Source organism: Paenibacillus tritici (assembly GCF_013204885.1).
In the GTDB taxonomy this organism is placed as follows: Bacteria; Bacillota; Bacilli; order Paenibacillales; family Paenibacillaceae; genus Paenibacillus_AQ; species Paenibacillus_AQ tritici.
In genome coordinates, this window is sequence record NZ_JABMKX010000033.1 from 1 (window position 1) to 26,288 (window position 26,288).

Sequence of the window (26,288 nt, forward strand, 5' to 3'; positions counted from 1 at the left end):
ACCTCTTGCGCGGCCTTCTCTCTCGTTCCCGTTAGCTTTCCCATTGGGTTCATCCTCCTCCTGTATTTAGTCTACATTTTTGTCGGGGAGGACTCCAACTTCTTTAGGGGGCTGTGGAGATCGTATTCGGTTTTCCGCATACATTCAGCCCCACACCCTCGCACCCGCTCATTGTATTCGGTTTTCCGCATACATTCGGCCCCGCACCCTCGCACCCGCACATTGTATTCGGTTTTCCGCATACATGCCATCCTCTTAAAAAGCGGCATTCGTTTCAGCGGAAAAAAGAACAGCAAGAGCCGCCTTCCGCCTGGCCAGCGGAAAACGGCCCCCTCTTTCTTATAACAAACTTATACGAAGCTTAGGACAGCTTCTCTGCGTTCTTGCCATCCTCGATAGCTTCAGCTACAGCGGTATCTGTACCGGTCACTGCTTCGATATCAGCTTCTACCACTGCCGCTTCCTCAGCTGCTTCATAAGCAGCTACCTCATCCCGTACGGCTTCCACCGCATCTGTGACTTCCACAGCCTGTTCAGCAATGCTGCTTACGGCGGCGACATCTGCTTCTTCCACCGAATCCTTGACGGACTTGCTCCATTCTTTGACTTCGCTGACTACCGTAACTACAGCTTCTTTTGCCTTCCCGTACAGCTCAGTAGTCTTCTCACTGGCCTGACCGGCGATTTCCTGGACCTTATCCACAGCTTCAGTCGTTCCTTCGGCAATATCCTTACGCAGCTCTTTACCGGGCTTGGGAGCGAACAGCAGCGCCGTCACCGTTCCCACGATACTGCCGGCAAGTACACCCCAGAACAAGTTTTTGGTATCCTTTTTCATCATCCATCTCTCCTTTGGTTGTAAGTGCCTCTGCCCGGCCACCCGGGCGATCGCCTATTTCTGCTATATCATAAGCACTCCGGGTATGTCCTGTGACTGATCAGCGCTTGATTTCGGAAGTTTTCTGCCTGGGGTTCGGAGTGATGGCATACCGGCAGCATTGGCCGCCTTCCGCCATACACTCGCTGCGGGTCACCTTCGCCTCCAGCAGCTCCTCGAACAAATGCTGCTCACACTCACAAGCCTTGCGGTATTCCGCGGCCACCTGGCGGATCGGACAGTTATATTCCCGCAGGGTATATGAACCGTCTTCTTCCTTGCTCCACTCCGCCATGTAGCCCCCGGCATTCTGAATCGAGGACAGCTCAGCGACCCGCTGCTCCAGATCACGGCTCTGCATCACCGGGGTATGCTGGGCAAGCATACGCCGCCTGCGGCCTTCAAACAACCCGTTGACAGCCTCCACCCCGCTTCCGTGGTCCAGCTCCCGCAGCAGCTCCAGAGCCAGATTGTGATAGCTTTTGGGAAAATGCTCTTCCGCCCGCTCCGTAAGCGAATATACATGCATAGGACGTCCCATAGCCTGGCGCACAACCTTGGTCTTGGCAAGCGACTCCTGCTCCAGCTGAAGCACATGGCGGCGGACACCCATCTCGGTAATGCCCAGCTCTTCCGCCAGAGCGCCAATGGTCAGCGGCCCCCTCTTCTTCAGCAGGGTCATAATCAGCCGCCTGGTCGAACCGCTCTCCTGACCTTTCTTCGCCATTTAAGGACCTCCTCTCTGTCTGACTTCTGACTGCACACGGCCCCGGTCCGGCTAACCCGTAACTTCGCTTCCCAGCTCCTGGTCGAGATACCTGCGCACCTCAGAGGCGAACTGCTCCAGAATATCCGGCAGCACCAGCGTCAGCGGATGCAGGGCCTGGCGTTCCCATACGAAATAATCCTGAACCAGCGGCTTGCGCAAGGCGACCAGGGATGTCAGATCTCCATAGATCCCGCTGTCTCCCAGCACCTTCTCCTCGTGAATGATGGAGATAATATCTTCATAGCTTCCCGCATCCCGCATAATAAATCCGTCGATCAGACAACTGCCCACATCCGTAACAACTTCAACGGCCAAGTGAAGACAGCGTTCCTGCACAAGACCCAGCATCGTACTGCCGTCCCAGGAAGACGCTGCATGGCGCAGACCTTCATTAAGATCAGGGATCTGTTCAAGGATAACTTCAATTTGCTTCCGGTTGACATAATACACGGCTGACCCTCCACCTTTAGAATAGCTATTTCCCCCGCTTGCCCCGGCGCTTCAGCCAGAACAGCATAACCACACATGCCGCCAAAAAAACAATCAGATACGTTAACGCTTCCATCGGATACTCAAGCTCGCGCATTCCTGTCACCGCTTTCCGTCCTTAATGGGTCCTTTCGCTTGCAGAACAGCCGGATTCTCAGATCTCGTAATCTACGGCTACCGACAGCTCTTTGACTTCATTGATATGTGCAATAACTTCCTTGTGGGCCGGATGAACCTGATACGCCTGCAAATCCTCCATAGAAGCTACCACGGTGACCAGGGCTATATCGAACGAACGCTCGGAATGAATCAGATCGGCACCGACCTCAATGGAGAGCAGCTGCGGAATTCTTCCTTCCATATTGCGGAGGACTGCAACGGTCTCTGCCACCTGCTCCGGTGACCGGTCCTTTAATTTGAAGAATACAATATGCTTGATCATCTATCCCGCTCCCAGCTCATGATTATTGTAAATTAGATTACTAAAAATATATCATAAACAGCAGCATTACAGAAGGAAACTTAGCTGTCCCGCCAAAACAGGAGCATTGCACTCTGGACGAATGCCTTGCTGTAATGGTAAAGTCATAACAGCTAAACTCGAAGAATCACCACTTCATTACATCAGTAAATCGGAGGAATTATGCCTAAGAATCAGCAAGAAACACATAAAATTCAGGCCTGGTCTCTGATCAACCGCAAATATCTTGGACAAGGCGTACGGGTCAAACGATTTCGCCGCCCCAAACGCAGCCAGATCCGCAACCGCGTTCTGCTGGCCATTCTGATGGCCAAGGACATGAAGCTCTCACGGCTCGCAGAAGAGCTCTCCGTTTCCTCACGCAGCGTAAGTGCCTGGGTATATGAAGGCCGCATTCCCTCCAGAACCAATCTGGATAAGGTCTGCCGCCATTTAGGCTATCCGCCCCATATCTTGTTCAACGAAGCTCTTCTGCGGCAGAGTCCGATTGTGTGCCAGCCCACCCCATCCCGTTTCATGAAAAGAACACTTGCCCATTCACCGCAGCATAACGCGATTCTGACCGGACTCTGCATGGTCTATGATTTCTCTGTAACCGATGTCAGCATCTGGATCGGCGTCCATCCCGGAACCTTCCGCAAGTGGCTGCACCATTGTCATCTGCCTACCCTGGCCCTGCAAGAGAAAGCCGAGAACTTCTTCCGGATTCCGCGGCATATTCTGTTTGCTGATTGTGAGCTGCATTAGATTAACATTCGCACATATGATGCACGGAGCTAGGTCCTTCTCGCAGCCAGGGGAGGGCCATTTGGCGTTGCGACTTCGCAGCCGTTACGGTTTGCGCGCAAGAATGTATCTCAGTATGTATTCATGAGTCCCGCCCTCCGGGCTGTGCAGGACCTCGGTAAATGAACCCGTCTCCAGAATCTCCGTTCCGGCAAAATGCGCCCTCAAATCGGCATCACTGAAAAAGTGGGCATATTTATCCACTTTATACTCAAAAGTGCCCGGCTCCAGCTCCATTCCGTATCCATTATGAGAGTCCTCATCAGAGAAGCTCGTGAAATAGAGCAGTCCTCCGCTCCTGACCTGCCCGAGACTAGCCTCAATCAGCCTGCGGCGGTCATCCGCAAGGAATAAATGCAGCACATCATAGCAGTATACGGCATCTACAGGCTGCTGAAGCTGCTGCTCCAGCGCCGATCCCGCGATGAAAGTGGTCTCCGGGTCCCATTCTGCGGCCAGCTCCAGTGCCGGTTCGCTTAATTCAACCCCATATACTGTGAATTCGGAGGCAAAGCCTTTGGTATTCCGCCCGTAACCGGCACCGGGAACCAGAATGGAGGATACTCCTGCCTCAAGAAACCGCTTCTTCGCCCATTCTGCCGACGGGCTGGGCTGACTCCCCCAGATCATCCCCTCCCGGGCGAACCTCTGACTCCAATACGTTGTCATGGAATTCCTTCTTTCTGTGATAGAAGTGGGCTGCCGGCTCTTAGTGGAGCTATAGGACAGTCCAATCCGGCAGCCCTGCCATCCTGCTCAGCGCCGCTTATTCCGCATGGCGTTCAGCAGCTTCACCCCGGCCCCAGCACCGGAAGTGTAATGATCATACTCCGGGGACTCCTTGGCATAGAGGGCAATCCGGCCCTCGGCATCATAATGGACACCCCAGCCGTATCTCTTGGGCAGCATAGAGGCGCGCAGACAAGGATGACTCTTCGCGAACAGCTCTGCCCATATCTCTTCCCGGCGGGATTCCCGCTCCTCTTCGGGTATGGCCTTGTGCCGCACATGCACCTGGTACAGCAGTTCTTCATGGTTATACCGGTAAGGAGAGCCAGCCAGCAGATGGTACTGAATGACATGGGCAGGCGGGAGCGGGCGTTCAGAGACCGGGATTATCCCCGTCTCTGCCGGGCAATCTTCAGCAACCCGGATAAAGGTATCGGTATAGCTCATTAACAAGCCTCCTTTCAGCGGCGGAAAAACCTTTTCTTCTATCATAGTTCACTCTGCTGCATCAGGCAAAGCCTGTAGGCGGAACAAAACCACCCTGCGAGTGGATAATGTAGGAACCTCTGCGTTCCAGAGAACTCGTAGGGCTACCTCCACTGTACCCATTTGCCCATTTCCGGGGCATCCGGCCTACGCGGCGCTACCAGTCCAATTGTGTTCGGTTTTCCGATTACATTCGGCTTACGTGGCGCACCCAGTCCAGTTGTGTTCGGTTTTTCGATTACATTTGGCTTACGCTTCCCACTCGGTCTAATTGTGTTCGGTTTTCCGATTACACTCTGGGCTCCTCATTTACTCATGCGCCTCAGAATCATTCAATGAGCAATTCTCCCCACGCTACGCCTCCTTATCTGCATCTGACGGATATTATAATTTCCTATACAAGAACAAAACGGCTGCCCCCTGTAGCTCAGAGGAACAGCCGCCCTGTCAGACAGCAATCTATAATGTTAACGGTCTACCAGCTGGACTTGGTGATACCGGGAATTTGCCCCTTATGGGCAAGCTCGCGGAAAACGATCCGGGATACCTTGTATTTACTCAAATACCCGCGCGGTCTGCCGGATACGGTGCATCTGTTTTTTTGGCGGGTGGCTGAGGAATCACGGGGCAGCTTCTGCAGCGCGGTATAATCGCCTGCCGCCTTCAGCTCTCTGCGTTTGTCTGCGTACTTCGCCACCAGCTCCTGCCGCTTCCATTCCTTGACTACCTTTGATTTCTTAGCCATTCTGTTAATCAACATCTCCTCTTAATTTATTTATAGATTTATTTATTCATTCAGAGCTGCGCTTAGAGCTTCAAGATTCTGGCGCATGATACTCAGATAATCCTGCTGATTCCGGGAGTCTTCGTCGGACAAGCCTTCAAGCGGATTCAGTACAGCGGTCTTGGCGCCTATTTCCTGGGCAATAGCGTCAGCCACACTAGACGATACCAGCGTCTCAAAAAAGATCGTGGTCACATCATTGGCTTTGGCAAGGTCTACGATCTCAGCCATTTGCGCAGCAGTTGGCTCCTGCTCCGGGGACAACCCGGCGATCGGCACCTGAGTTAGACCATATTGCTGTGCCAGATATCCAAAGGCGGCATGCTGGGTAATAAAGTCCTTACGCTTCGTGTTCTGCAGACCGACTCTAAACTCCTGGTCGAGCTGCTGCAGCTTGGCGACATAAGCTTCACTATTAGCCTTGAAGGCTGCGGCATTTCCGGGAGAGGCTGCGGAGAGCGCCGCTTCAATGGTACGGACCTCCCGGATGGCCATAACAGGGTCCAGCCAGACATGCGGGTCAAGACCACCATGGTCATGTCCGTGATCATGCTCATGGTCATGACCGGCCTCATCGGCAGCCCCTTCTTCATGAGAATGCTCATGACCGGCTTCCCCGGCTCCGCTCTCTTCATGGGCATGGCCGTGATCATGCTCGGCTTCGCTTCCCTCCATAATTTCCAGCCCTTTACTGGCCTCTACAGCAATCAGGCTGCTACCTGAAGCACCGTCTATAACCTGCTGTGCCCAGCCTTCCATCCCCGCTCCGTTATAGACAAGCACATCTGCGTCCGAGATGCCGGCCATATCCTTCGCAGTCGGCTCCCAGTCATGCGGCTCGATGCCGGCCGGGATCAGAAGCTCCACATCCGCAAGCCCGCCGGTAATGTTCTTCGTGAATTCGTACATCGGGTAGAAGCTGGCCTTAATATTTAATCTGTCCGCCGCCGGTGCAGAGGCAGCTTCAGTGGCCGATGGCTTAGCAGAGCTGCCGGTCGAAGCGGCGTTGCCCGCAGTGTTACTGCCGCAGCCGGCGATCATCAGCATGGCAGTCAGGGACAGGGCAGCAACCGGGCGGATTTTGAATTTGAACTTCAACATGAGTTAAGAGACCCCTTTTCTTAATTGGTTGTGGAAGGATGAGCACTGCGGCGGTTTCTAAGCTTAATCAGCCGCTGTACCCCGATGGTGACCAGCAGAATGACCAGCAGAATTAAGGCAATCGTGCCTCCGGGAGGTGTGTTGATATAATAGGAAGCCGTCAGGCCGCTAAAAACACCGGTCAGACCGGCGCCCACCGCAATGAATATCGCGGCGGTAAACCCTGAAGCGATCCTCAGCGCAATGGAGGCCGGAAGCACAATCAGAGCGGATACCAGCAGCACACCCACCACTGGCATTGCTGCGGCAACGGTCATGCCGGTCAGTACGGCAAATGAGAAGGACAGCAGCCCGGTACGAACACCGCTGATGCTGGCGGTCTCTTCGTCAAACGTCAGGCTGTACAGCGGGCGGCGCAGAACGATGAAGTAGAGGAGACCGGCGGCGGCCACTATGGCAATCAGCTTCAGCTGAGTATTACTGACGGCTACGATGGAGCCAAACAGATAGGAGCTGAAGCTCTTGGACAGATTCTGCTTCAGGCTCATCAGCACGACGGCCAGCGCCAGGCCTGAGGTCATAATAATAGCAACCGGAAGCTCACTGTATGTACGGTAAGAGCGGCGGAGCTGTTCGATGACCAAGCCTCCGGCAACAGCCACGCTGAAGCCGCTGAGAGCAGGATTCCACTGCAGCACGGAACCAAGCGCAACTCCGGCAAGTGATACATGGGACAGCGTATCCGCCATCAGTACCTGCCTGCGCAGCATCAGGTACACGCCAAGCAGCGGCCCAATCAGGCCGATCAGGCCTCCTGCCCAAAATGCGCGCTGCATGAATTCGTAACCAAGCATGTCCAGCCCTCCTGTTCTTGGCGTTCCAGAGTGATCACGGTATCCAGATAGGCGCCGGATTCCTCCAGGCCGTGTGTAACCATAATGACAGTCCAGCCATGCTGGCTGACGTAGTGGCGCATCAGCTTGTAGAACCCGCTGCGGCTGGCCGCATCCAGCCCCGTAACCGGCTCATCGAGAACCAGCACCTGCGGCTGCTGGGCCAGTGCCCGGGCGATACAGATCCGCTGCTTCTGCCCGCCGGACAGCTCACCGATTCTGCGGTTACGGTAGTCCCACATCTCCACCTGCCGCAAGCTGCTCTCGACGAGTGCTTCCTGCTCCTTAGTGAAGCGGCTGAATAATCCCAGCCTGGAGTAACAGCCGGAGCGGACCAACTCGATGACCTTGCTGGGAAATCCGGCATTGAAGGAGGCTACCTGCTGCGGCACGTAGCCGATAACCAGCCTGCCCTCTCCGCTGATCTCCCGGTTCAGGGAGACCGTCCCGCTCCATGGCTTCAGCAGGCCGAGCATCAGCTTAAGCAGCGTCGTCTTCGCCGCTCCGTTCGGGCCGGTAATTCCAATGAACTGCCCGGCCTCAATATCCAGCGACAAGCGGTCAATGACCGGCTCATTTCCGTAGCCGAACACCACATCCCGCATGGATGACAACATCATATGCCCTAGTCCTCCCTTCTTCGGTGGGACATGAAGTTTATTCGTAATAATTACGTTTTAACTCCATTGAGTTTATCGTAATTATTACGATCTGTAAACCCATGCCCGGAAATTAACCGGATTTGAGCTGATTCACATACCTATCCAGGCAGCAAACCAGGCAGCAAAAAGCCGGAACCGCCAAGCTTGATTCCGGCTTCCCTCCTATTCAGATCCTTATCTTCATGTCCGCAGCACTCTCTATTCCTGCCCCGCAGCAAGCAGCTCTTCTGCCGCCCAGGGCAGCGGATTGTTGAACAAGGTCCAGTCCTGCTTCATCTCCTCTGCACTCAGGAGGCAGCGGTCCAGGCGGGCTTCAATATCCTCACGGTTCATGCTGACACCGATGAATACAATCTCATTCAGCCGGTCGCCCCACTGCCCGTCCCACTTCGCCTGGACATCCGGCTCGGCGGCCAGCACCTCCTGCTGCTGGTCCTCCGGCATCGTCGCCAGCCAATAACCGGCGGGACCGAACTGGATGGACGGCCCTGCCTGGCTGATCGTCGCGGCCAGATCACCGTACGCAGCCAGCCAGACGAGACCCTTGGCCCGGACCACCTCAGAAGGCCAGTTGCTGAAGAAGAAGCTCAGCCGCTGCGGGTGGAACGGTGCTCTGCGCCGGTAGACGAAGGAGGTAATGCCGTATTCTTCGGTCTCTGGCGTATGCTCCTCCTTGCCCAGCTCAGCGATCCAGCCGGACGACTGGCTGGTCTGCTCGAAGTCAAACAACCCTGTATTCAGAATCTCGGAGGGGTCCACCTGCGCGTTCACCGTGCGGAGAATCTTCGCACGCGGCTGAAGTCTGCGCAGTACAGCCTCCAGCTTGTTCAGCTCATTCTCCTCCACCAGATCGCATTTGTTCAGCAGCAGGACATCACAGGTCTCAATCTGGTCAACCAGCAGATCGACGATATCCCGGAAGTCGCCTTCACCCGCCGTCATATTGCGGTCCAGCAGACTGTCGCCCGAAGCGAAATCATGCCAGAAGCGGTTGGCATCGACAACCGTAACCATCGTGTCCAGTCTGGCAAGCCCGGTCAGGTCGATATCCAGCTCAGGGTTCGCATAGGTGAAGGTCTGGGCTACAGGAACCGGCTCGCTGATGCCGGAAGACTCGATCAGAATATAATCGAAGCGCCCTTCCAAGGCGAGCTGGTTCACCTCGCGCAGCAGATCATCACGGAGTGTGCAGCAGATGCAGCCGTTGGACATCTCCACCAGCTTCTCCTCCGTCCGGGAGAGCGTGCTGCCGGATTTCACCAGATTCGCATCCACATTCACTTCACTCATATCATTGACGATGACGGCTACCTTGAGGCCGGCACGGTTATGGAGAATATGATTGAGCAGTGTGGTTTTGCCGGAGCCCAGGTACCCGCTCAGCACAGTTACAGGAATTTTGTTCATGGATGTACTCCTTATATCAATATAGTGGCGCTTAGCGGGTCTCGCGGTGCAGCGTGATGCGCTTCAGGCGCGGACAATATTTTCTCATCTCCAGACGCTCTGGTGTGGTTCTCTTATTCTTCGTAGTGGTGTAGTTGCGGTCGCCCGTCTCGGTGCAAGCCAAAGTAACTATTACTCTCACTAAAATCCATCTCCTTCCGATTAATCGTAATTATTACGATTTACACATTCTACATGCTTAAGCCCTCCAGTGTCAACAGGGTGACCTAAACATTTCAACTCTCTTAGATTAGTGTTCTTTACTGTGCAGGAATTACGTATAGATGGAATTACAAGCGGAAACGGCTTGGCCGTTCCTGTGAAGGATGGTACCGTTTCAGCGGGAATAAGCAGGATGATGATGAAGTGAAGCAACTTGGCCGCCTTCTTATGGGGACGGTACTATTGGAGCGGGAGAGTGAGCCATGAAGATACCTGTGATCATACTAAGCGGATTTCTGGGGAGCGGAAAAACGACCCTGCTGCTGAGTCTGCTGAAGGAGAGCAAGCTGAGGGGGCTGAACCCGGGGGTCGTCATGAATGAGCTGGGGAAAAAGGATGTAGACGGCTATATTCTGCAGGAGAGCACCGGCACCCGTGTAGAAAAGCTGCTGGACGGCTGCATCTGCTGTAGCCGTAAGGAGGAGCTGCCGCGCACCCTGACCGCCCTCCTGGCACGCCGGCCGGACATTATCTACATCGAGCTTACAGGTGTCGCCGACCCCGACGAAATTGCCAAATCGCTGCTGGCGCCGCCTCTGGCAGACAGGCTGAGCCTGCATCATACGGTCACAGTGCTGGATGCCGAGAACGCGCTGGAGTACAGCAGCCGCTTCTCGTCCGATAAGCAGCTCGTCCGTACGCTGCGCAAGCAGATCGCCACTGCCGACCTCATCATCGTCAACAAAAGCGATTTGGTAGAACCGGAGACGCTATGGAAGATCGAGAAAATGGTATCCAAGCAGAACTCGGAATCCGAGATTGTATTCACCCATTACAGCCAGATCAATCTGGCTCCGCTGCTGGCAGGCATAGTTGTTCGCGGGCTGAATAGTCCTGCTCTCCGGCGCGGCTCCGGCAACGTCAATGTCAGCGGCACTGCGCTTCAGCGGATGAACACCAGCGGCGGCAGCGCGACGGCAGTACATGAGCCGGCAGCCGGGACAGACGGCTCTTATTCCCAGGTTGCAGCAGTGACGTTAACCGTCCCCGCAGCTTGGAGCGGGGGGCTTAGGCGGGAGCAGCTGGAGGAATTTTTCCGGCAATGGGGGTACAGTCTGCTCCGGGCCAAGGGACATGTACGGCTTGCAGGCCAGGATTCCGTTCAACTGGTGCAGCTCGCGGGAAACCGCATTTCCTGGGAAGCTTCCAGTTATCCGGGCCAGCCTTATGTGGTGTGCATTGGCCTGAATCTGGATGAGAAGGCGATCAGCCGCAGCTGGGCCAGCTTGTTCAGCTAAACTATAAATTCAAGGTACGGAAGGGGCCGATGAAGCCTTGACAACCTTTACTCCGTTCACCCTATGGCCGCTGCTCTTCTCCGATACCTTCAAAACCTCATTCCTGGGCATTCTGCTGGAGGCCTTGCCGTTTGTACTTCTGGGGGCGCTGCTCTCCTCTCTCCTCCGCGTCTTCGTACCAGATGAGATGATCTCGCGCTGGATTCCGCGCCGCCCGCTTCCGGCAATCCTCTTCGGCTGTCTGCTCGGGATACTGTTCCCCGTCTGTGAATGCGGGATGATTCCGCTGGTGCGCCGCCTGATACACAAAGGAATGCCGCTGTACGTCGCAATCGTCTTCATCCTGTCCGGCCCGATTATCAACCCGGTCGTCTACGGGGCGACCCTTATGGCCTTCCGCTCCCATCCGGAGCTGGCCTACACCCGAATGGGACTGGCTTTTGTGGTGGCGGCGCTAATCGGCCTTATCCTCTATGCCACCGTCCGCAAGTCCCCCCTGCGCTTGTCCATCCGCCGTGAGGGAAGCGAGGTTCATCAGGCGGATACACGCGGCGGCCGGGTTGCGGCTGTCCTCGTTCATACTTCGGACGAGTTCTTTGAGATGGGTAAATATCTGATCATTGGCTGTCTGCTGACTGCGGGAATCCAGACCTTCATGAATCAGGGCAGCCTGTCCGCCATTGGTGAGCGGCCGCTCGGCTCCTATGTGTTCATGATGGGCCTATCCTTTGTACTCTCGCTCTGTTCCACCTCAGACGCCTTCGTCGCTTCCACCTTCCTGCATGTCTTCCCGGCCGGTTCACTGCTCGCCTTCATGGTGCTGGGTCCGATGCTGGACTTCAAGAATTCGCTGATGCTGCTGTCGCTGTTCAAAACCAGGTTTGCCCTGTATCTGTTCTTCCTCATCATCGCGACGGTCTTCACCGGCTCCGTACTGGCTTCACTCTGGCTATAGCTGCAATGAAATCGCGCATTCCTATAGGAGGATCTGCATGAATCATTCCCGGAGCATCCGGCTTCACTATTTATTCAGGGCGGTTATTCTGCTCGCCTTCGCCCTCTATATCGGACATCTGGTCCAGCAGGACGCCCTCCATTATTATGTTGCGCCCAAGCTGGCCCGCTGGATCAGATTATGTCCGGTTCCGCTCTGCCTGATGGCGCTCAGCCTTGGACTTCAGGCGGTCCTTGGCCGAAGCGCTGCCCTGTGTGACTGCGAGCACCGCCTGCCCCGTTCGGGCCTTGGCAGCTCCGCATTATACGGCCTGTTCCTGCTGCCGCTGCTGCTGGGCTTCCTGCTGCCCGACCGCGCACTCGGCAGTGCTGCTGCAGCCAAGAAGGGGATTGTCCTGTCTTATACCGCTGCGGAGCCCGGCAACGGGGCCAAGTTCACCCCGTCCAATCCCTATGAGGCCGAATTTGCCGAGCTGGCCGGCAAGCTGTATGAACAGCCTGTCATTCCGGTACACTCTGAGATTTTCTCTGAAACGCTGGGTGCTATGAACCTGTATAAATCACAGTTCGAGGGCAAGGAGATCACCGTATCCGGCTTCCTGTACCGGGAACCGCAAGGAGCCGGCCAGCCCGGCTATGCAGTCAGCCGCTTCCTGGTCCAGTGCTGTACGGCAGATGCCACTCCCTTCGGCATCCTGCTGCAGCCGGGAACACAAATAAGCCTGCCCGCCGATACCTGGATTGAGGTTCGGGGCAAGCTTCATGTGGCGCTCTTTGAGGGAGTGGAGACCCTGCAGATTGCTCCAGAGCGTATAACTGCAATGGCAGCGCCGTCCACACCTTATGTGTACACCAATGCCGATGCTGCAGCAGCCTGGGAGGAGCTGCAGCGCGCGGACATCAAATGACCGCATCCAGCGCGTCATCGTCATCCATAGATGAATCCGGATTGAAGATCTCCACCAGGAGACGGGCCGGAATGCAGATAATCTGCTGTTTCGGTCTGGAGATGAAGCCCATATCCAGCGCAATCGTCAATGGAGCATCCGAATAGATCATCTGAATGCCATAATCATACACCTTCAGCGTATTGTGGCCATACCTGGTGCGGATATCAATCAGCTGCTCCTTCTTGGTCAGCTGTACCGTCTGGTACAATTCGCCGTTCACCGTGATCCTTGCCTTCAGCTCCCCCTGACTGTACTGCTCCTTGGAGTTCGAGACCCACTTATAGCCGTAGATTGTGCCTGCAGCCAGCAATACGGCCAGGATCATAATGAAATCGCCGCGTTTCATGATTTGCACTGCGTTAATCCTTTCGCTGAGCCTTATTAATCGTAATAATTACTAATTACAATTAATAACATCGTAATTTAGCTTAAGGAGGTTTGTCAACGCTAACTTATCTCCGGACGTTGCCGGACCATTCCCTCAGCACCCTATCCAGCGCTTCCCCGTGAATCGGCTTGGAGATAAAGTCCTGCATCCCTGCCCGGAGGCACATGTCTTTGTCTTCCTTCCTGGCAAAGGCGGTGACAGCTATAATAACCGGCGACAGCCCCATGGTCCCGCGAATCTGTCGGGTCGCTTCAATTCCATCCATTCCCGGCATCTGAATATCCATGAACACCAGATCATAATGCCGTGAACGTACGGCTTCAACCGCCAGCTCCCCGTTCGAAACCAGATCCGAAGCGTATCCCCGCTTTTTGAGAAAGGCCTGGAGGATCTGCTGGTTCACCGGATGGTCTTCGGCAATAAGGATGGACAGCGGGCCGTATTCGGATTCAGGATGATCCATATTGAAGATCCCGCCCTTGTATTCTTCCGTGGCGGCAGCTCCCGCAAGCAGCGGTTGGCCAGACTCCTCTGCCGGACACATCACGCTAATCGTGAAATAGAATTCAGACCCTTCCCCTTCCATGCTGTTCACACCAATGGCACCATCCAGCAGCTCCACCAGCTTCTTGCTGATCGCCAGCCCCAGTCCGGTTCCGCCATACTTGCGGTTGATGGAGGGGTCCAGCTGGGTGAAGGACTGGAACAGCAGATTCTGGCTGCCCTGCGGAATTCCAATACCGGTATCTGTCACCGAGAACTTCAGAATCAGGGACCCGGGCTCCCGGGCCGCTTCCAGTGTCACGGACACGCCAACTTCCCCTTCTTCGGTGAATTTCACCGCATTGCCGACCAGATTCACCAGAATCTGCCTTAACCTGGTTTCGTCGGTAATCACAACACCCGGAATCTCCCGTTCAATGTCGCTGCGGAGAATCAGCCCTTTCTCCTGAACGCGCGGATAAAACAGCTCGCATACGTTCTGGACCACTTGCCGGATATCGACCGGCTGCAGATCCAGGGTCATCATGCCGGATTCTATCTTGCTGAAATCCAGAACCTCATTCAGAATATGCACCAGTGCGCCGCCGCTTTTAGTGATAATCTGGGTGTAATACTGCTGCTCCTCCGTAAGCTCTGTTCCTGCCAGGAGATCAGCCATGCCAATGATCCCGTTCATCGGAGTGCGCAGCTCGTGACTCATAATCGCCAGGAATTCCGACTTGGCCCGGTCCGCCTTCTCCGCAGATTCCTTGGCACGCACCACAGCCTTCTCCTCGGTGATATCGCGGAAGACAACCACCGCACCTTTGCGCTCCCCGTTATCGTACAGGGCCGTCATCCGGTATTTCACCAGGAAGGTGGAGCCGTCCTGCCTCCAGAAGATCCCTTCCTGCTCCCGGTCATAGGAGAGATTGGTGCTCAGCAGCTCCCCCAGCGTCTTTTGTCCTCCGGGATATAATTCACCATCCATCCAGGTCTGGGCGATCGTATGCAGCTTGATGCTCGCGGCCACTTCTCCCGGATGGTATCCCAGCATGACCGAAGCCGCCGGATTAATAAAGACGGTCTCCCCCTTCAGATTGATCCCGAAGATCCCTTCAGAAACAGAGTTCAGAATCAGGGCATGCTCATAGCTGAGCTTCTCAATCTGCTCCAGATACCGCTTGCGCTCTGTAATATCACTGGTAATTGCAAATACACCCACCACCTCATGGTCAACCAGAATAGGCACATAGATCATGCCTACCTCAACGATCCCCCCGTCGCGGCGGATAATCCGGGTATCGAAGGTCTGGGCTATACCTCCGGCAGCGGCAAGAAACCGCGAATTCACAAACTCCAGCTCATCCCTGTCAATAATTTCATCGTAGCTCGAATTCAGCAGAGTCTCCCGGGAATATCCCGTCAACTGTTCCAGACTGGCATTCAATGACTGTATGTAACCCTGCAGATCCATTGCGCTGATCGCGGACGGATTATATTCAAAAAGCGATTTGTAACGGTTCTCGCTCTCCAGCAGCTTCAATTCATATTGCTTGCGTTCGGAAATATTCCGGGTAACTCCGATCATCTCCGCAACCCCTGCATTTCCCGTCTGCGTATGGCGAAGCGTAGTCTCGACCCATAGGTAAGAGCCGTCCTTGCACAGAAAGCGGAAGACCATGGGCTCCAGCTGCAAGCCCTGCTTACTGCTGTCCAGATAAGCCTGCACCCTGGTATAATCCTCAGGATGCACATAGCTCATCCCGCTCTTGCCGGCCATTTCTTCCGGGGTATACCCGAACATCTGCCTGCAGACCGGCGAGGCATACAGGAATGTCGCCTGTTCATCGGCAGCGTTACGCGTGATAAAGTCCTTGGAATTCTCCGAGATCAGACGGTAATTCCGTTCACTGTCGCGGAGCTGCTCTTCCATCCTGTGACGTTCGGTAATGTCCTGCACGATGCCGCGGACCTGCTGAACTCTGCCGCCTGCACCCAGGATAACCTCCCAGTGAGCATAGATGAACTTTCGTTTATCCCTGCCCTCAATCCTGAAGACGGCTTCGCCGTTGATTCCCGACTTCAGGGTATGTTGCAACTCATTACGCAGTGCCTCCAGATCCTCCGGCACCACACAGGTGAACAGCTCGTTATAATCTGCCACGGTATGATTTCCGGTGTTCTCTCTTCGCTCAAAGATAGCCATCATCTGCCTGGAGACACTCAGCTCCCTGTTAATGGAATCCCATTCCCAGGAGCCCATCTGTCCAAGCTCCTGGGCAGAAGCCAGCATCTCTTCGTATTTCTTCCGCTCTGTAATATCCCGGGCAATGGTCAATAGCTGGCGCACTTCACCTGCGCTGTCACGCATGATCTGGAACGAGCTTTCAATCCAGATGTAATGACCATTCTTATGTCTGACCCTGCGGGTAAAGACATCGCTGTCCGAGAAGAGCTTGCCCTGCTCAGCCATCTCGCGCGCGTCCGCTTCATGATAATACTCCAGCTTCTTCCTGCCGAGCATTTCATCCGGCGAATAGCCGAGCAGCGCTTCAACAGACGGAGAGACGTAACGCAGGGTACCGTCCGGGTCCGCGAAGGAGATCATATCCGGAGTATGCTGTGTAATCAGCTTATAGAGATGATAATCCTCCTCGATCTTCTTCTCCGCCAGCTTCCGGGCGGTAATATCGGTCAGCTCTGCAAACAGGTGGGGGTGCCCGGCAGCCGCTTCATCATTAATAACAAAGATATGCAGCGCAACCCAGATCACTTCCCCGTTCTTACGCACGAACCGTTTTTCTGTATGTACAGCCCCGTCCGGGCTGTTCAGCAAGCAATCCATAATCTGTCCGTGGTCCAGGGCTCGTACATCTTCCGGGTAGACCATATCCAGATAACGCAGCGCCCTCAGTTCAGCCTCGGTGTACCCGAACATCCCGCAAAGGGCAGGATTGGCCATGAGCACAGTACCATCCATGATGGATACTGCCGCATATCCTATTGAGGACCGCAGATACAAGTGCTTAAATAGAGTATCGGACAAAGCTAAAGCCTCCTCTGTGAAAGTGGGGACATAAATTACTAACAGTATACCTTTTTTTCGGCAAATATGCTCCAGCACACTTGTAGTTAGTGTTAGTGGAATTAGTACACCTAATTTGACGGCAATGGTACATTTATAAAAATTAATTGGATAAACAACACTTACTCCGTCCAATTTCAGCAGAATTTATAGAAATCTGAGGATTAAGTGGACTTTTTCCAACTGCTTACTTGCAACACTCCATATAAGCAGAATTAAATGCCTTTTTTCCAACTAAGCCCTCCCTCTCAGCGATTGAAAGGCTACACAAACAACCGCCCGCGTCACTTGCATGACGTCAAGGCGGTTGTTATAGGATGATCATGGAATATATTAATCCAGTCTCCGGCGCGGCAGCCAGCAGGCGCAGAATACGGCAAGCGCCAGAGACAGACCTGCAAGCAGCCATTTATCGTGATCCCATTCGCTTCGGAGCAGTCCAAACAGATAGAAGTGTCCGGTCAGCTTGCCTTTGGTGGTGAAATCGAGCAGATACCAGGCGAATCCGGCAATGTATCCGGCGGAGATGTTGCCGGTCAGCAGCGCAGCCGTCGTTCCTGCTGTCCCGATGGCCACAGCGGTGATAACCGTCCCGCCGATCATCGGCCACAGTTCAAACTCAGCCCCGCCTCCATGCACCCAGGTGAACAAGGCAGTAACTGCAAGGAAGATAAAAAGCACGGTAAGCAGCCAGCGGAACAGAAATACCGGATGAGGACGTATCCGCTTGGCATAGAGCACTTCCCCTATCCCTCCGTCCTCCAGAAGACCCAGGTGAGGATAGACTATCAGCCCTATGAGGCTGATTAGCAGCTCTCCCAGCTTCGCTGTCTGCCGCCTGTCCATCAGCGACGGCTCCATGAAGAACGGGACGGCAATCAGAAGCGCGGCGGACAGCAGCCAGGAATAATGCAGGGTCAGCTTGAGGTTGTATCCGGCCAGCGGGAGGATGATCTGCCGGCTCATCTCAGCGCCCCCGGGTCCGGCGCCGCCAGGGCTCCCTTCGCCTTCTTCCTGTTCAGCGTCCCCGCTGAATCCAGCCGGCTGCGGTTTCTCTCCCATAACCCTGCCGCTCCTATAACCAGCAGGACCGTCAGCATCAGATAGAAGCTGCGGTTAAGCGCAATCTCATCCGCCCAGCCTCTGTACAGCTGATAGTCATCCGGTGAGTTGAACCGGATGAACAGCCGGTTCAGTCCGTAAGAGCCCATCAGCGGCAGTACCGATAAGAACCACCAGACGATCTGGAGGGCGATAGGCACAATTCCCCGCCGAAACAGCATGGAGCCGAACATTCCGAAGGCCACAGACACCCATAGCGTAGGCAGCAGCCACCAGGCGGTGTACCCGAGGAAGATCATTACGGCCTCTCCCGTCTGGCCCGTAAGTCCCAGTGTATCCACCGTCTGCCAGCCCCCAATGACAGCGAGGATGAGATAGACGAGAGACAGCATGATACCTTGCGCGATACACTTGGAGCCTACGTACACCCATGATGAGACCCGGCGGCTGTAGGTCAGCTCGCTCATCCGGCTGGAGCGGTCGCGCAGCAGCAGGAAGGCGGACAGGAAGACTGGAAAAATCCCTGCGGGCAGAGACATATAGTCACTGAAGTAACGTGCAGCCCCGGGCAACAGTTCACCGGCGTTCAATTTGGCGTTATAACTGGAAAGAATAACTGCCTGTGCCTTCACTGCCTCCTCGTAGGATTCAATAGGGAAACCATAGTCCCTAAGCCCTACCTTATACATGCTGTTTCCGCCAAGCTGCTTATCGATCTCCCCGGCAACACTATATACATTCGCCATAGTGTACTTGTCAGGAGTTAGCAGAATCCGATCAAGTTCGGAGACCGCTTTCGACAGCGCTTCCTTCTCCTCTGCTGTCAGCTTGCTCTTGACAGAGAAGCCCAGTCTCTGCTTATCCGTCGTTCCGGCATTCAGGTCGAAGTCTATTTCCCTCTTCATTCTTTGGGCCAGCTCCGTAGTGTTACCCGGCTGCTTCCTGCCGTAATACGGGTGCTCCGCAGTCCCCAGATTCTGCGTTGTAACGCTTGCTGCCGGTGGACTGAGTTCACCCCAGGTTTCCTCCGTAGCATATGAGGTGAAATAGAAGAAGACGCTCGCAATAATAAACAGATAGAACACCAGGCTGCGCAGAGTCATGCGCATCTCTTTGCCGATCAGCGCCATCATACCGGGGACTCCTCCCTGCGCATAAGGTGAAGATAAGCATCTTCGATAGACGGCACTGTCTGCCGTGCTCCTGCAAAGGGCTGCTCACCTGCCAGTACCCGGACCCGCATCACATTGCCCTCCGGCACAGCGGATAATACCGGGAACCGGTCACGGTCCCGCTCCCATTCCGCCCGGTCCAGCTCGGCGATCCAGACCTGCCCGGCAGCAGCGGCGGTCAGATCGCCTATCCGGCCGTGATAACGCAGACTTCCCTGATGCAGCACAGTCATCTGCTCGCAGGTGGATTCCACATCCTCGACCACATGTGTGGACAAGAGAACAATCCGCCCTTCCGCAAACCGGCCCAGCAGCCGCCGGAAGCGTATCCGTTCCTCAGGGTCCAGCCCCGCTGTCGGCTCATCAACAATCAGCAGCTTCGGTTCATGCACCATCGCCTGGGCTACGCCGAGCCGGCGTTTCATCCCGCCGGACAGCGCCTTGACCTTGGTCCGGCGCTGCTCCATGAGGTTCACTTGCTCCAGCAGATTGTCGATTCTCCGCTTCCGCTCCCCGCGGCCGGCAATACCCGAGAGCAGGGCCAGATAATCCATGGCCTCGTAGACGCTCATCCCCGGATAGAAGGCGAACTCCTGCGGCAGATAGCCGACCAGCTCACGGACCCGGGCTTTATCCCGCAAGGGGACGCCGCCGATCTCCACTGTGCCCGAGGTCGGTTCAAGCAAGGTAGCAAGCAGACGCATCAGCGTAGTTTTGCCCGCTCCGTTAGGACCGAGCAGGCCGTGTATCCCTTCGCCCACCCGGAAGCTGATATCCTGCAGTGCCTGCTTGCTTCCGTAGCTCTTGGTCAAATGATTAATAATTAGCTCCATTCCAGTCTTCTCTCCATTCTAAGCTTCTCCCCATTCTTAAGACTCCTTGTCTATGCGTCATTCTCCGGACTCCACGACAATTCAAGCCGCTCTATCAGCAGACCTGCTGCGATCAGAAGGAGCGAGAGCGCTACGCATAATCCCTGGTTGATCTGTCCAACCCTGATCATCAGGGCAAACACAGCCGTAAACAGAGTGATGCCCGATAGTGCCACTGCTTTGCGTCTGGCAAGTATTTTGCGGTTAAGCAGCACTTTCCGGGCTTCAAGCTTGTCATATTCCAGCAGACGGGCTTTGCGGTAGACCTCATCCAGAAATAGCTGCTCCTGTTCGTTTGACTTCACAATCCCCCTCCTCCTTGTCGTAGATCTGCCTCAGCTTCTTGCGCGCCCGGTGCAGCAGCACCTTGAAGCTCACCGTATTCCGGCCCATCACCGCAGCCGCCTGCTCATAAGACATCTGCTCCACATCCACCAGATAGACCGCCTGGCCGTAATCGGGCTTCATCTGGCGCAGCCTTCTGCGCCATTCCAGATCCTCCTCCCGGATGATGGCCACCCGCTCGGGATCATCCGAGCCCGCTGTATGTATGCTGCCGGTTCTTTCGGCCCTCTGGTCCTCTTGCGCACCGGACAAGCTCTGCTGCCTCTTCCGTTTACGCATAGAGTCAATGCTTTTATTGCGGAGAATGGTGAACAGATACGTTGTAAAAGATGCCCGGCGGTCATACTTCTCTGGGTACACCAGCAGATAGGCGAAGCAGTCCTGCGCCAGATCCTCGGCGGTATGATAATCACCGGTCAAGTGGTAGGCAAAACGCACCGCAGGCTCCCGGTACCGCCGGACCAGCCATTCAAAAGCCTCCAGACTTCCCTCCCTGAATCTGCTGAGCACCGCCTCTTCTTCCCCCGGACCCGCCTGCTGTGCCCCTGATTCCCGGCCTTCTGTATGCTCACTTCCGGTCCCGTTCGTCGGTTGCCTCCTCCTCTCCCGCTGTGTCATCCACTGGTTATTCGTTTCAGCCCGGCAAAAGGTTACACTCCCTGCGGATGAATTATTACCCTTCTCACGTGGTCCTCTTGGGAATTCTCACCGTCACGGCCGTACCCTGGCCGATTTCGCTGTGGATCGTGATCCCGTACGCCTCGCCAAAATAAATCCGGATTCTCTCCTGGGCGTTGAACAGTCCATACGATTTAGATTGCCTGCTTAATACCGTATCCATCGTCTCCTGGGTCATTCCCGGACCGTTGTCTTCAATGCTGAATACAATCGTATCTTCCTCGAAGCAAGCCCGCAGGCTGATCCTGCCGCGCCCCTCCCGCTTGTTGTCTACGCCGTGCTCAATCGCATTCTCTACAATCGGCTGCATAATCAGCTTGATCATATGATAGCCCAGCACCTCCGGGTCCACCTCATACACTACATCGAAGCTGTGGTCATGCATAATCAGCTGCAGATCAATATAAGATTTCGTATTCTCCAGTTCATCATGAACGCTGATCACATCCTGCCCCCTGTTCAGGGTCGTCCGGTAGAACTTGGAGAGGGTTGTGGTAATTTTACTGATGTCATAGGCTTTAATGCTTATAGCCTTCCAGTTGATCAGCGACAGAGAGTTATAAAGAAAATGCGGATTGATCTGGGCCTGCAGCGCCTTCAGCTCCGCATCCTTCTGGACAACCTTACTGCGGTAGACTTCATTGAACAGCTCATTCAGACTTTGCAGCATATCCTTGAACCGCGAGGTCAGCTCGCCTACCTCATCATTGGAATCGACCACAATGTCCACATGCAGGTCCCCGCGGGTCACCCTTTTCATCGTGCGGTTCAGACGGTAGATCCTTCTCACGAATGCATTGGACAACAGCCAGACCGCAGGCACCAGAATCAGCAGGCAAATCCCGACCGTGAGCATGGTGGCGCGGAGAATCGTCTTGGCATCGACACCGATCGAATTCTTGGGCATATAAAAGACAAGCTTCCAGCCCGTCACGCCCAGCACCTGGGAGATCACAATGAAATCGCTTGCACGCTCTTCCGCTGCCTTAGCCGATTCGAAGGACGGCAGCCCGTTGTGATAGTCATACACAGGCTCCCCCGCTCCATTCTCGACCAGGACGCCGTACTCACCGGAGACCACATTGGTCAGACCCGCAAAAATCTCCTTGCTGTCAAAGCCCAAGTAGATCAGATTGTCATATTGCGTTCCCGAGCCGCCCACCATTCTCCGCACTGCGGACAAGGCCGTGCCCTCCTTGATCCAATGCGTCTGGCCGCTGGCCATCGCCGCTTCATACCAGAGCTTCCCGGATACGCTGCTAATCGGCAAAATCGTATTCTTCCGTTCCGTGATATTATTCCCTGTATACACCGTCAGCTGGCGGATCTCTTCGTTCAGGAACAGAAGCGTATTGAACAGCGGCTCCACGATGGTGTTCAGATCATTGTACATATAATAATAATTATCGGAGTAATCATTGTTGAAGACGGACACCACACTGGAGTTGAAGGTGAACGAGTCCAGCGCGGCATTGAGCTTGCCGAACTTATAATCCAGATTGGCGGCGATCTCCGACACATTGTCGGTTAAGGTCAGCCGGGCCTGCTGAACGAGCAGATTCCTGGATTGGTCATACGAATACCAGCCAAGCACACTGAGCGGAATAATGATAACGAGCAGATAAGAGACAAACAGCTTATGCTTAATTCTTAAATTCCTGATGAACCGGCCCAATCGCTCCAGATCTACCCCTCCTGTCTTAAGCCTATAGTCCTTATAACGTAGCATTGACCCCGGCAAATAACAATCTGTAAAAGCAGCGGCCCCGCATAAGCCCTTCCCCCAAACAACAAAGGGGTGTCCCCAGCCGTTTCCGGCTTACAGGACACCCGCTTCCATGCAGTTTACGCTTACTCTTTGACGGCACCGAGCACGATTCCGCTGACGAAATACCGCTGCAGAAACGGATAGATCAGCATGATCGGAATCATCGAGACCATCACCTTGGCCGCATTGAGCAGTTGGCTCGACATATTCGACAGACGTTTGATCTCTTCCGGGTCGGTAGTGTTCATGATCGAATTCACGCTGATAATCAATTGCTGGATATACGTTTGCAGCGGCCAATTCTCCTTGTGGTTCATCAGGATCATCCCGTCAAAAAACGCATTCCAGTGGCCGACGACCGAGAACAGGGTGACTGTCGCGAGTGAGGGCAGGGAGATGGGGAGATAAATCGTCACCAGCGTTCTCCACGCCCCCGCGCCATCCATCCCGGCAGCCTCCTCCAGCTCCTTCGGAACGCCCTTGAAGAAGTTCATCAGCAGAATCACATTGAATACCGGAACGGCGGTAGGCAGCACAAGCGCCCAGATGGAATCGAGCAGCCCGTACGTATTGATCGTCATATACCACGGGATCAGCCCGCCGTTGAACAGCATGCAGAAGATAACGAACCACATATAGACATTTCTGCCCGGAAAATGTTTGTTCGATTTCGATAAAGGATAGGCCATCAGCACGGTAACCAGCAGATTGATGGCTCCTCCGAGCAGCACTCTTTTCACAGATACGCCAAAGGAAGTGAAGAAGCTGCGGTCACTGATGACCGACTTATAGGCTTCCAGATTGAAATCAACCGGCCAGAAGAAGACCTGACCCGACATGGCCGCCACCTTGCCGCTGAACGAAATAGCCAAGGTATTCAGTACGGGGGCCAAGGAGAGAAAAGCAATCACGGTTAGAATACAATAAATCACAATATCAACAGTCCGGTTGGTTCCGCGGATCACAGCAAATCACCTCTGTCAGAAAATACGGTAGTTGGCAAACCGGGCAGCCAGACCATAGGAAGCGGCAATCAGCACAAAGCTTACGACCGATTTGAGCAGGCCTACCGCTGTTGCCAGTCCATACTGGATTTCAAGCAATCCTGAACGGTATACATAAGTATCAATGATATCCCCCGACTCATAGACAATCGGATTATACAGGTTGAGAATCTGCTCGAAGCCCGCATTCAGCACATTGCCGAGGCTTAAGGTCGCCAGCAGAATCACCGTGGTCATCAGACCCGGAATCGTAATATTGGTTAACCGCTGGAACCGGTTCGCTCCATCAATGGCGGCTGCTTCGTACAGATTGGTGTTAATGGAAGTCAGGGCAGCGATGTAGATGATCGTATTGAAGCCGAATTCCTTCCACACATCGCTCGACACGATCACGAAGCGGAACCAGTGATTGCTCTGAAGGAACATAATCGGATCACCGCCGAACCACTGGATCATCTGATTGATAATGCCGTCCAGACTGAGCAGGTTAATCAGCACTCCTGATAGAATAACCCAGGACATGAAATGCGGCAGGTAGACAATCGTTTGGATGGTGCGCTTGAATTTAATATTCGCTACTTCATGGAACAGCAGGGCAAAGACAAAGGGAACGGTCAATCCGGCAATGATCTTCATCAGTGCAATGCTCAGGGTGTTTCCGAGAATCAGCCTGCTGTCCGGCAGGCTGAACATATACTCGAAATTCTCCCAGCCCACCCAATCCGAGTGGAAGATGCCCAGCGTAGGCTGAAAGTCCTGGAAGGCAATCACAATTCCGAACATCGGAACTACACTGAATGCTATGAGCAGCAATATGCCGGGGAGCAGCATCAGGTGGTAATTCCAGATGGAAGCTCTGCTTCTCATGGTGACTCAACTGCCTCAGCAACCTCTTTGGTGATTTCATCCCCTCCGATGCTCTTCCAGGTCTTCACGAACTTGTCGAATTCTTCAAGGGGAGAAGTGCCGGTGATGATTTTCAAAAAGGTCTCGTTTTCGAGTTTTTCCAGATTGGCTCCCTTTTTAAGCATCGCTTCGGTCTTGCCGTAGAACACAGGCTCCACCTTCACAATTTCTTTCGCTCCGGTGATGGAGGCGGCAGTATAGAAGGCCAGTGAATCGGCATAAGCGGGAATATCCTTTTTCGGATTCTCATTATTCTTCAAGACAGCCTTGACTCTCGGCAGGATGCGGGCCGGCAGATCGTCCAGCTTCTTATCCTTAATCGCCTTCTCATAGATCGGAACATCACGTGCCAGGGAATCCTGATAATCCAGCTGCACATTAATCGGATAATTGAGCCAGCCTACACCCAGATCCTTATACAGCTCCTGTGCTGTAGAATCAAGCAGGCGGATGCCTTCATACTCCACGCTGAGCATTTTCAAGGCAGCTTCGGGGTGTTCCGCCTTCTTGTTCACCACCATGAAGGTTCCCGACGGCGTGGATGGCACGATATTCCGTTTGCCTTCCCCGTCCAGCGGCACAGCCAGCGGCACCCAATCCGCTTCCGGGTTGGCCTTCACCGCATCAGACAATGCCCAGCCTCCGAACCAGGGGGCGAACAGGATACCGGCCCGGCCGCCTGATACCAGCCCGGCATTATCCTCGTACTTCCGGGTCAGGAACTCTTTGTCGATCAACCCGTCCGCATACATCTCTCTCAGCTCAGAGAGCGCCTGCTTGGTCTCTGGAGTCGTGGAGCCGTAGACGATGTTTCCCCCCTCATCCTTGAACCAGTTCTTCGGATAGGCATGATTGGCATTGAAGATCGGATCGAAGGTGAAGAAGCCGCCGTCTGCGACCACTGATTTATCGCCAAGCAGACCAATGGTATCCGCTTTCCCGTTACCGTCAGGGTCCTGCTCCTTGAACGCTTTGATCACAGTCTTCAGCTCATCCATAGTACTGGGCGTCTCAAGCTTCAGCTTGTTCAGCCAGTCCTGGCGTATCCACAGGAGCTGATAATTGCCATCGATGTTGGTATTGGGCAGCGCCATCAGCTTGCCGTCGATTCTTCCGGTGTTCAGCACCCGGTCTCCCGTGTAGGAGTTGTAATAATCCTTAATCAGCGGCGAGGCATATTGATCGTATAATTCAGTCAGATCAGCCAGCATACCCGCTTTGGCCATTCTCTTGAACTGCTGCTCATCCACCACCAGAATGTCAGGCAGGGAATTGCTTGAGATTGCCAGGGTAACCTTCTGGTTATACGCATCCTGGTCTTCCACCGAGAAATCGTATTTCACCTTTACGTTCAGGCGGTCCTCGACATATTTCAGATACTTGTTATTCTCCAGCGTATCTCCTGCCGGCAGGTTATTCCCCGATACGCCCTGTCTCCCCAGAGACACGGTAACGGGTTCTTCATATTTGCTGAAGGGTCCATCGTCCTCTTTGGCGGTGGCGGATGGTTCATTGCCTCCGGCATTCGTGGACTCACTGCCGGCGGGCGCAGCTACCTTCTCCTCCTTTGGACTGCTTCCGCAGGCCGCCAGCACTCCCAGCACCAATACCATGGACAGCAGCCAAGCCATAACACGAATTCTCTTCAATCTCAT

The 26,288-nt window shown here is 54.5% G+C and carries 27 protein-coding genes; 4 read left to right on the forward strand and 23 right to left on the reverse strand.

Features of this window, described 5'->3' with window-relative positions:
* Window positions 1-361: 361 nt before the first annotated feature.
* From HQN87_RS31485 to HQN87_RS31500, 4 genes are all read right to left on the reverse strand, one after another.
* Window positions 362-841 carry a YtxH domain-containing protein gene (locus HQN87_RS31485; RefSeq protein WP_173141221.1) on the reverse strand — a complete coding sequence of 160 codons (480 nt, stop codon included), beginning with the start codon at window positions 839-841 and terminating at the stop codon, window positions 362-364.
* A 97-nt stretch (window positions 842-938) separates the two neighbouring features.
* Complete coding sequence (locus tag HQN87_RS31490) at window positions 939-1,604, reverse strand: helix-turn-helix transcriptional regulator (RefSeq protein WP_173141223.1); 666 nt, start codon at window positions 1,602-1,604, stop codon at window positions 939-941.
* A gap of 51 nt (window positions 1,605-1,655) precedes the next feature.
* The gene (locus HQN87_RS31495) at window positions 1,656-2,096 is read right to left on the reverse strand and encodes a DUF86 domain-containing protein (protein WP_173141225.1); all 441 of its coding nucleotides are present in this window, start codon (window positions 2,094-2,096) and stop codon (window positions 1,656-1,658) included.
* Between the two features lie 193 nt (window positions 2,097-2,289).
* Window positions 2,290-2,577, reverse strand: coding sequence for a Dabb family protein (locus HQN87_RS31500; protein ID WP_173141227.1), 288 nt, complete (start codon window positions 2,575-2,577; stop codon window positions 2,290-2,292).
* Between the two features lie 201 nt (window positions 2,578-2,778).
* Here HQN87_RS31500 and HQN87_RS31505 point away from each other — a divergent pair, with 201 nt between their 5' ends.
* Entirely contained in the window at window positions 2,779-3,363 is a 585-nt protein-coding gene (locus HQN87_RS31505) for a helix-turn-helix domain-containing protein (protein WP_173141229.1), read from the forward strand.
* An 84-nt stretch (window positions 3,364-3,447) separates the two neighbouring features.
* Here HQN87_RS31505 and HQN87_RS31510 read toward each other — a convergent pair whose 3' ends face one another.
* The 8 genes from HQN87_RS31510 to rpmG form a co-directional block, all read right to left on the reverse strand.
* Entirely contained in the window at window positions 3,448-4,071 is a 624-nt protein-coding gene (locus HQN87_RS31510; protein ID WP_173141231.1) for a class I SAM-dependent methyltransferase, read from the reverse strand.
* A gap of 87 nt (window positions 4,072-4,158) precedes the next feature.
* Complete coding sequence (locus HQN87_RS31515; protein ID WP_173141233.1) at window positions 4,159-4,578, reverse strand: DUF6157 family protein; 420 nt, start codon at window positions 4,576-4,578, stop codon at window positions 4,159-4,161.
* 514 nt (window positions 4,579-5,092) lie between these two features.
* Window positions 5,093-5,362, reverse strand: coding sequence for a 30S ribosomal protein S14 (gene rpsN / locus HQN87_RS31520; RefSeq protein ID WP_173141235.1), 270 nt, complete (start codon window positions 5,360-5,362; stop codon window positions 5,093-5,095).
* Window positions 5,363-5,404: 42 nt separating this feature from the next.
* Window positions 5,405-6,502 carry a metal ABC transporter substrate-binding protein gene (locus HQN87_RS31525; RefSeq protein WP_173141237.1) on the reverse strand — a complete coding sequence of 366 codons (1,098 nt, stop codon included), beginning with the start codon at window positions 6,500-6,502 and terminating at the stop codon, window positions 5,405-5,407.
* 20 nt (window positions 6,503-6,522) lie between these two features.
* Entirely contained in the window at window positions 6,523-7,362 is an 840-nt protein-coding gene (locus tag HQN87_RS31530; protein WP_173141278.1) for a metal ABC transporter permease, read from the reverse strand.
* Entirely contained in the window at window positions 7,308-8,015 is a 708-nt protein-coding gene (locus HQN87_RS31535; RefSeq protein ID WP_173141239.1) for a metal ABC transporter ATP-binding protein, read from the reverse strand. Before HQN87_RS31535 ends, HQN87_RS31530 begins: the two co-directional genes overlap by 55 nt.
* Window positions 8,016-8,255: 240 nt before the next feature.
* On the reverse strand, window positions 8,256-9,464 hold the full coding sequence (locus tag HQN87_RS31540) for a GTP-binding protein (protein WP_173141241.1): 1,209 nt from the start codon (window positions 9,462-9,464) through the stop codon (window positions 8,256-8,258).
* A gap of 31 nt (window positions 9,465-9,495) precedes the next feature.
* On the reverse strand, window positions 9,496-9,645 hold the full coding sequence (gene rpmG, locus HQN87_RS31545) for a 50S ribosomal protein L33 (RefSeq protein WP_036702285.1): 150 nt from the start codon (window positions 9,643-9,645) through the stop codon (window positions 9,496-9,498).
* Between the two features lie 283 nt (window positions 9,646-9,928).
* On the opposite strand from rpmG, the gene HQN87_RS31550 reads away from it, so the two are divergent.
* Genes HQN87_RS31550 through HQN87_RS31560 form a run of 3 tightly spaced genes read left to right on the forward strand, consistent with a single transcriptional unit; the run spans window position 9,929 to window position 12,825 of the window.
* Window positions 9,929-10,963, forward strand: coding sequence for a CobW family GTP-binding protein (locus tag HQN87_RS31550; RefSeq protein ID WP_173141243.1), 1,035 nt, complete (start codon window positions 9,929-9,931; stop codon window positions 10,961-10,963).
* Between the two features lie 37 nt (window positions 10,964-11,000).
* On the forward strand, window positions 11,001-11,918 hold the full coding sequence (locus tag HQN87_RS31555; RefSeq protein ID WP_173141245.1) for a permease: 918 nt from the start codon (window positions 11,001-11,003) through the stop codon (window positions 11,916-11,918).
* Between the two features lie 37 nt (window positions 11,919-11,955).
* A complete protein-coding gene (locus HQN87_RS31560) occupies window positions 11,956-12,825 on the forward strand; it encodes a TIGR03943 family putative permease subunit (protein WP_173141247.1) in 870 nt (289 codons plus the stop codon).
* On the opposite strand, the gene HQN87_RS31565 is transcribed toward HQN87_RS31560, so the two are convergent.
* The 11 genes from HQN87_RS31565 to HQN87_RS31615 all read right to left on the reverse strand — a co-directional run bounded on the left by HQN87_RS31565 (window position 12,818) and on the right by HQN87_RS31615 (window position 26,288).
* A complete protein-coding gene (locus HQN87_RS31565) occupies window positions 12,818-13,213 on the reverse strand; it encodes a NusG domain II-containing protein (protein WP_216857539.1) in 396 nt (131 codons plus the stop codon). The two genes, HQN87_RS31560 and HQN87_RS31565, sit on opposite strands and share 8 nt — an antisense overlap.
* A 106-nt stretch (window positions 13,214-13,319) precedes the next feature.
* A complete protein-coding gene (locus tag HQN87_RS31570) occupies window positions 13,320-16,787 on the reverse strand; it encodes a PAS domain S-box protein (protein WP_173141251.1) in 3,468 nt (1,155 codons plus the stop codon).
* A 372-nt stretch (window positions 16,788-17,159) separates the two neighbouring features.
* Window positions 17,160-17,888 carry a hypothetical protein gene (locus HQN87_RS31575; protein WP_173141253.1) on the reverse strand — a complete coding sequence of 243 codons (729 nt, stop codon included), beginning with the start codon at window positions 17,886-17,888 and terminating at the stop codon, window positions 17,160-17,162.
* Entirely contained in the window at window positions 17,789-19,021 is a 1,233-nt protein-coding gene (locus tag HQN87_RS31580) for an ABC transporter permease (RefSeq protein WP_173141255.1), read from the reverse strand. Before HQN87_RS31580 ends, HQN87_RS31575 begins: the two co-directional genes overlap by 100 nt.
* Complete coding sequence (locus HQN87_RS31585) at window positions 19,018-19,893, reverse strand: ABC transporter ATP-binding protein (protein WP_173141257.1); 876 nt, start codon at window positions 19,891-19,893, stop codon at window positions 19,018-19,020. Before HQN87_RS31585 ends, HQN87_RS31580 begins: the two co-directional genes overlap by 4 nt.
* Window positions 19,894-19,943: 50 nt before the next feature.
* Window positions 19,944-20,237, reverse strand: a complete 294-nt coding sequence (locus HQN87_RS31590) for a hypothetical protein (RefSeq protein WP_173141259.1) — start codon at window positions 20,235-20,237, stop codon at window positions 19,944-19,946.
* Complete coding sequence (locus HQN87_RS31595; RefSeq protein WP_173141261.1) at window positions 20,200-20,895, reverse strand: RNA polymerase sigma factor; 696 nt, start codon at window positions 20,893-20,895, stop codon at window positions 20,200-20,202. Before HQN87_RS31595 ends, HQN87_RS31590 begins: the two co-directional genes overlap by 38 nt.
* Window positions 20,896-20,959: 64 nt before the next feature.
* A complete protein-coding gene (locus HQN87_RS31600; protein WP_173141263.1) occupies window positions 20,960-22,684 on the reverse strand; it encodes a sensor histidine kinase in 1,725 nt (574 codons plus the stop codon).
* A 122-nt stretch (window positions 22,685-22,806) separates the two neighbouring features.
* Window positions 22,807-23,688, reverse strand: a complete 882-nt coding sequence (locus HQN87_RS31605; RefSeq protein ID WP_173141266.1) for a carbohydrate ABC transporter permease — start codon at window positions 23,686-23,688, stop codon at window positions 22,807-22,809.
* A gap of 15 nt (window positions 23,689-23,703) precedes the next feature.
* Entirely contained in the window at window positions 23,704-24,594 is an 891-nt protein-coding gene (locus HQN87_RS31610; protein WP_039297518.1) for an ABC transporter permease, read from the reverse strand.
* The gene (locus HQN87_RS31615) at window positions 24,591-26,288 is read right to left on the reverse strand and encodes an extracellular solute-binding protein (protein WP_173141268.1); all 1,698 of its coding nucleotides are present in this window, start codon (window positions 26,286-26,288) and stop codon (window positions 24,591-24,593) included. Before HQN87_RS31615 ends, HQN87_RS31610 begins: the two co-directional genes overlap by 4 nt.

Coding starts and splice junctions, on each gene's coding strand:
- HQN87_RS31595 (WP_173141261.1), bottom strand. CDS start 20,895: ATGACACAGCGGGAGAGGAGGAGGCAACCGACGAACGGGACCGGAAGT.
- HQN87_RS31505 (WP_173141229.1), top strand. CDS start 2,779: ATGCCTAAGAATCAGCAAGAAACACATAAAATTCAGGCCTGGTCTCTG.
- HQN87_RS31500 (WP_173141227.1), bottom strand. CDS start 2,577: ATGATCAAGCATATTGTATTCTTCAAATTAAAGGACCGGTCACCGGAG.
- HQN87_RS31585 (WP_173141257.1), bottom strand. CDS start 19,893: ATGGAGCTAATTATTAATCATTTGACCAAGAGCTACGGAAGCAAGCAG.
- HQN87_RS31600 (WP_173141263.1), bottom strand. CDS start 22,684: ATGCTACGTTATAAGGACTATAGGCTTAAGACAGGAGGGGTAGATCTG.
- HQN87_RS31510 (WP_173141231.1), bottom strand. CDS start 4,071: ATGACAACGTATTGGAGTCAGAGGTTCGCCCGGGAGGGGATGATCTGG.
- HQN87_RS31580 (WP_173141255.1), bottom strand. CDS start 19,021: ATGATGGCGCTGATCGGCAAAGAGATGCGCATGACTCTGCGCAGCCTG.
- HQN87_RS31540 (WP_173141241.1), bottom strand. CDS start 9,464: ATGAACAAAATTCCTGTAACTGTGCTGAGCGGGTACCTGGGCTCCGGC.
- HQN87_RS31535 (WP_173141239.1), bottom strand. CDS start 8,015: ATGATGTTGTCATCCATGCGGGATGTGGTGTTCGGCTACGGAAATGAG.
- HQN87_RS31560 (WP_173141247.1), top strand. CDS start 11,956: ATGAATCATTCCCGGAGCATCCGGCTTCACTATTTATTCAGGGCGGTT.
- HQN87_RS31485 (WP_173141221.1), bottom strand. CDS start 841: ATGATGAAAAAGGATACCAAAAACTTGTTCTGGGGTGTACTTGCCGGC.
- HQN87_RS31515 (WP_173141233.1), bottom strand. CDS start 4,578: ATGAGCTATACCGATACCTTTATCCGGGTTGCTGAAGATTGCCCGGCA.
- HQN87_RS31615 (WP_173141268.1), bottom strand. CDS start 26,288: ATGAGATTGAAGAGAATTCGTGTTATGGCTTGGCTGCTGTCCATGGTA.
- HQN87_RS31490 (WP_173141223.1), bottom strand. CDS start 1,604: ATGGCGAAGAAAGGTCAGGAGAGCGGTTCGACCAGGCGGCTGATTATG.
- HQN87_RS31550 (WP_173141243.1), top strand. CDS start 9,929: ATGAAGATACCTGTGATCATACTAAGCGGATTTCTGGGGAGCGGAAAA.
- HQN87_RS31525 (WP_173141237.1), bottom strand. CDS start 6,502: ATGTTGAAGTTCAAATTCAAAATCCGCCCGGTTGCTGCCCTGTCCCTG.
- HQN87_RS31575 (WP_173141253.1), bottom strand. CDS start 17,888: ATGGGAGAGAAACCGCAGCCGGCTGGATTCAGCGGGGACGCTGAACAG.
- HQN87_RS31610 (WP_039297518.1), bottom strand. CDS start 24,594: ATGAGAAGCAGAGCTTCCATCTGGAATTACCACCTGATGCTGCTCCCC.
- HQN87_RS31565 (WP_216857539.1), bottom strand. CDS start 13,213: ATGAAACGCGGCGATTTCATTATGATCCTGGCCGTATTGCTGGCTGCA.
- rpsN (WP_173141235.1), bottom strand. CDS start 5,362: ATGGCTAAGAAATCAAAGGTAGTCAAGGAATGGAAGCGGCAGGAGCTG.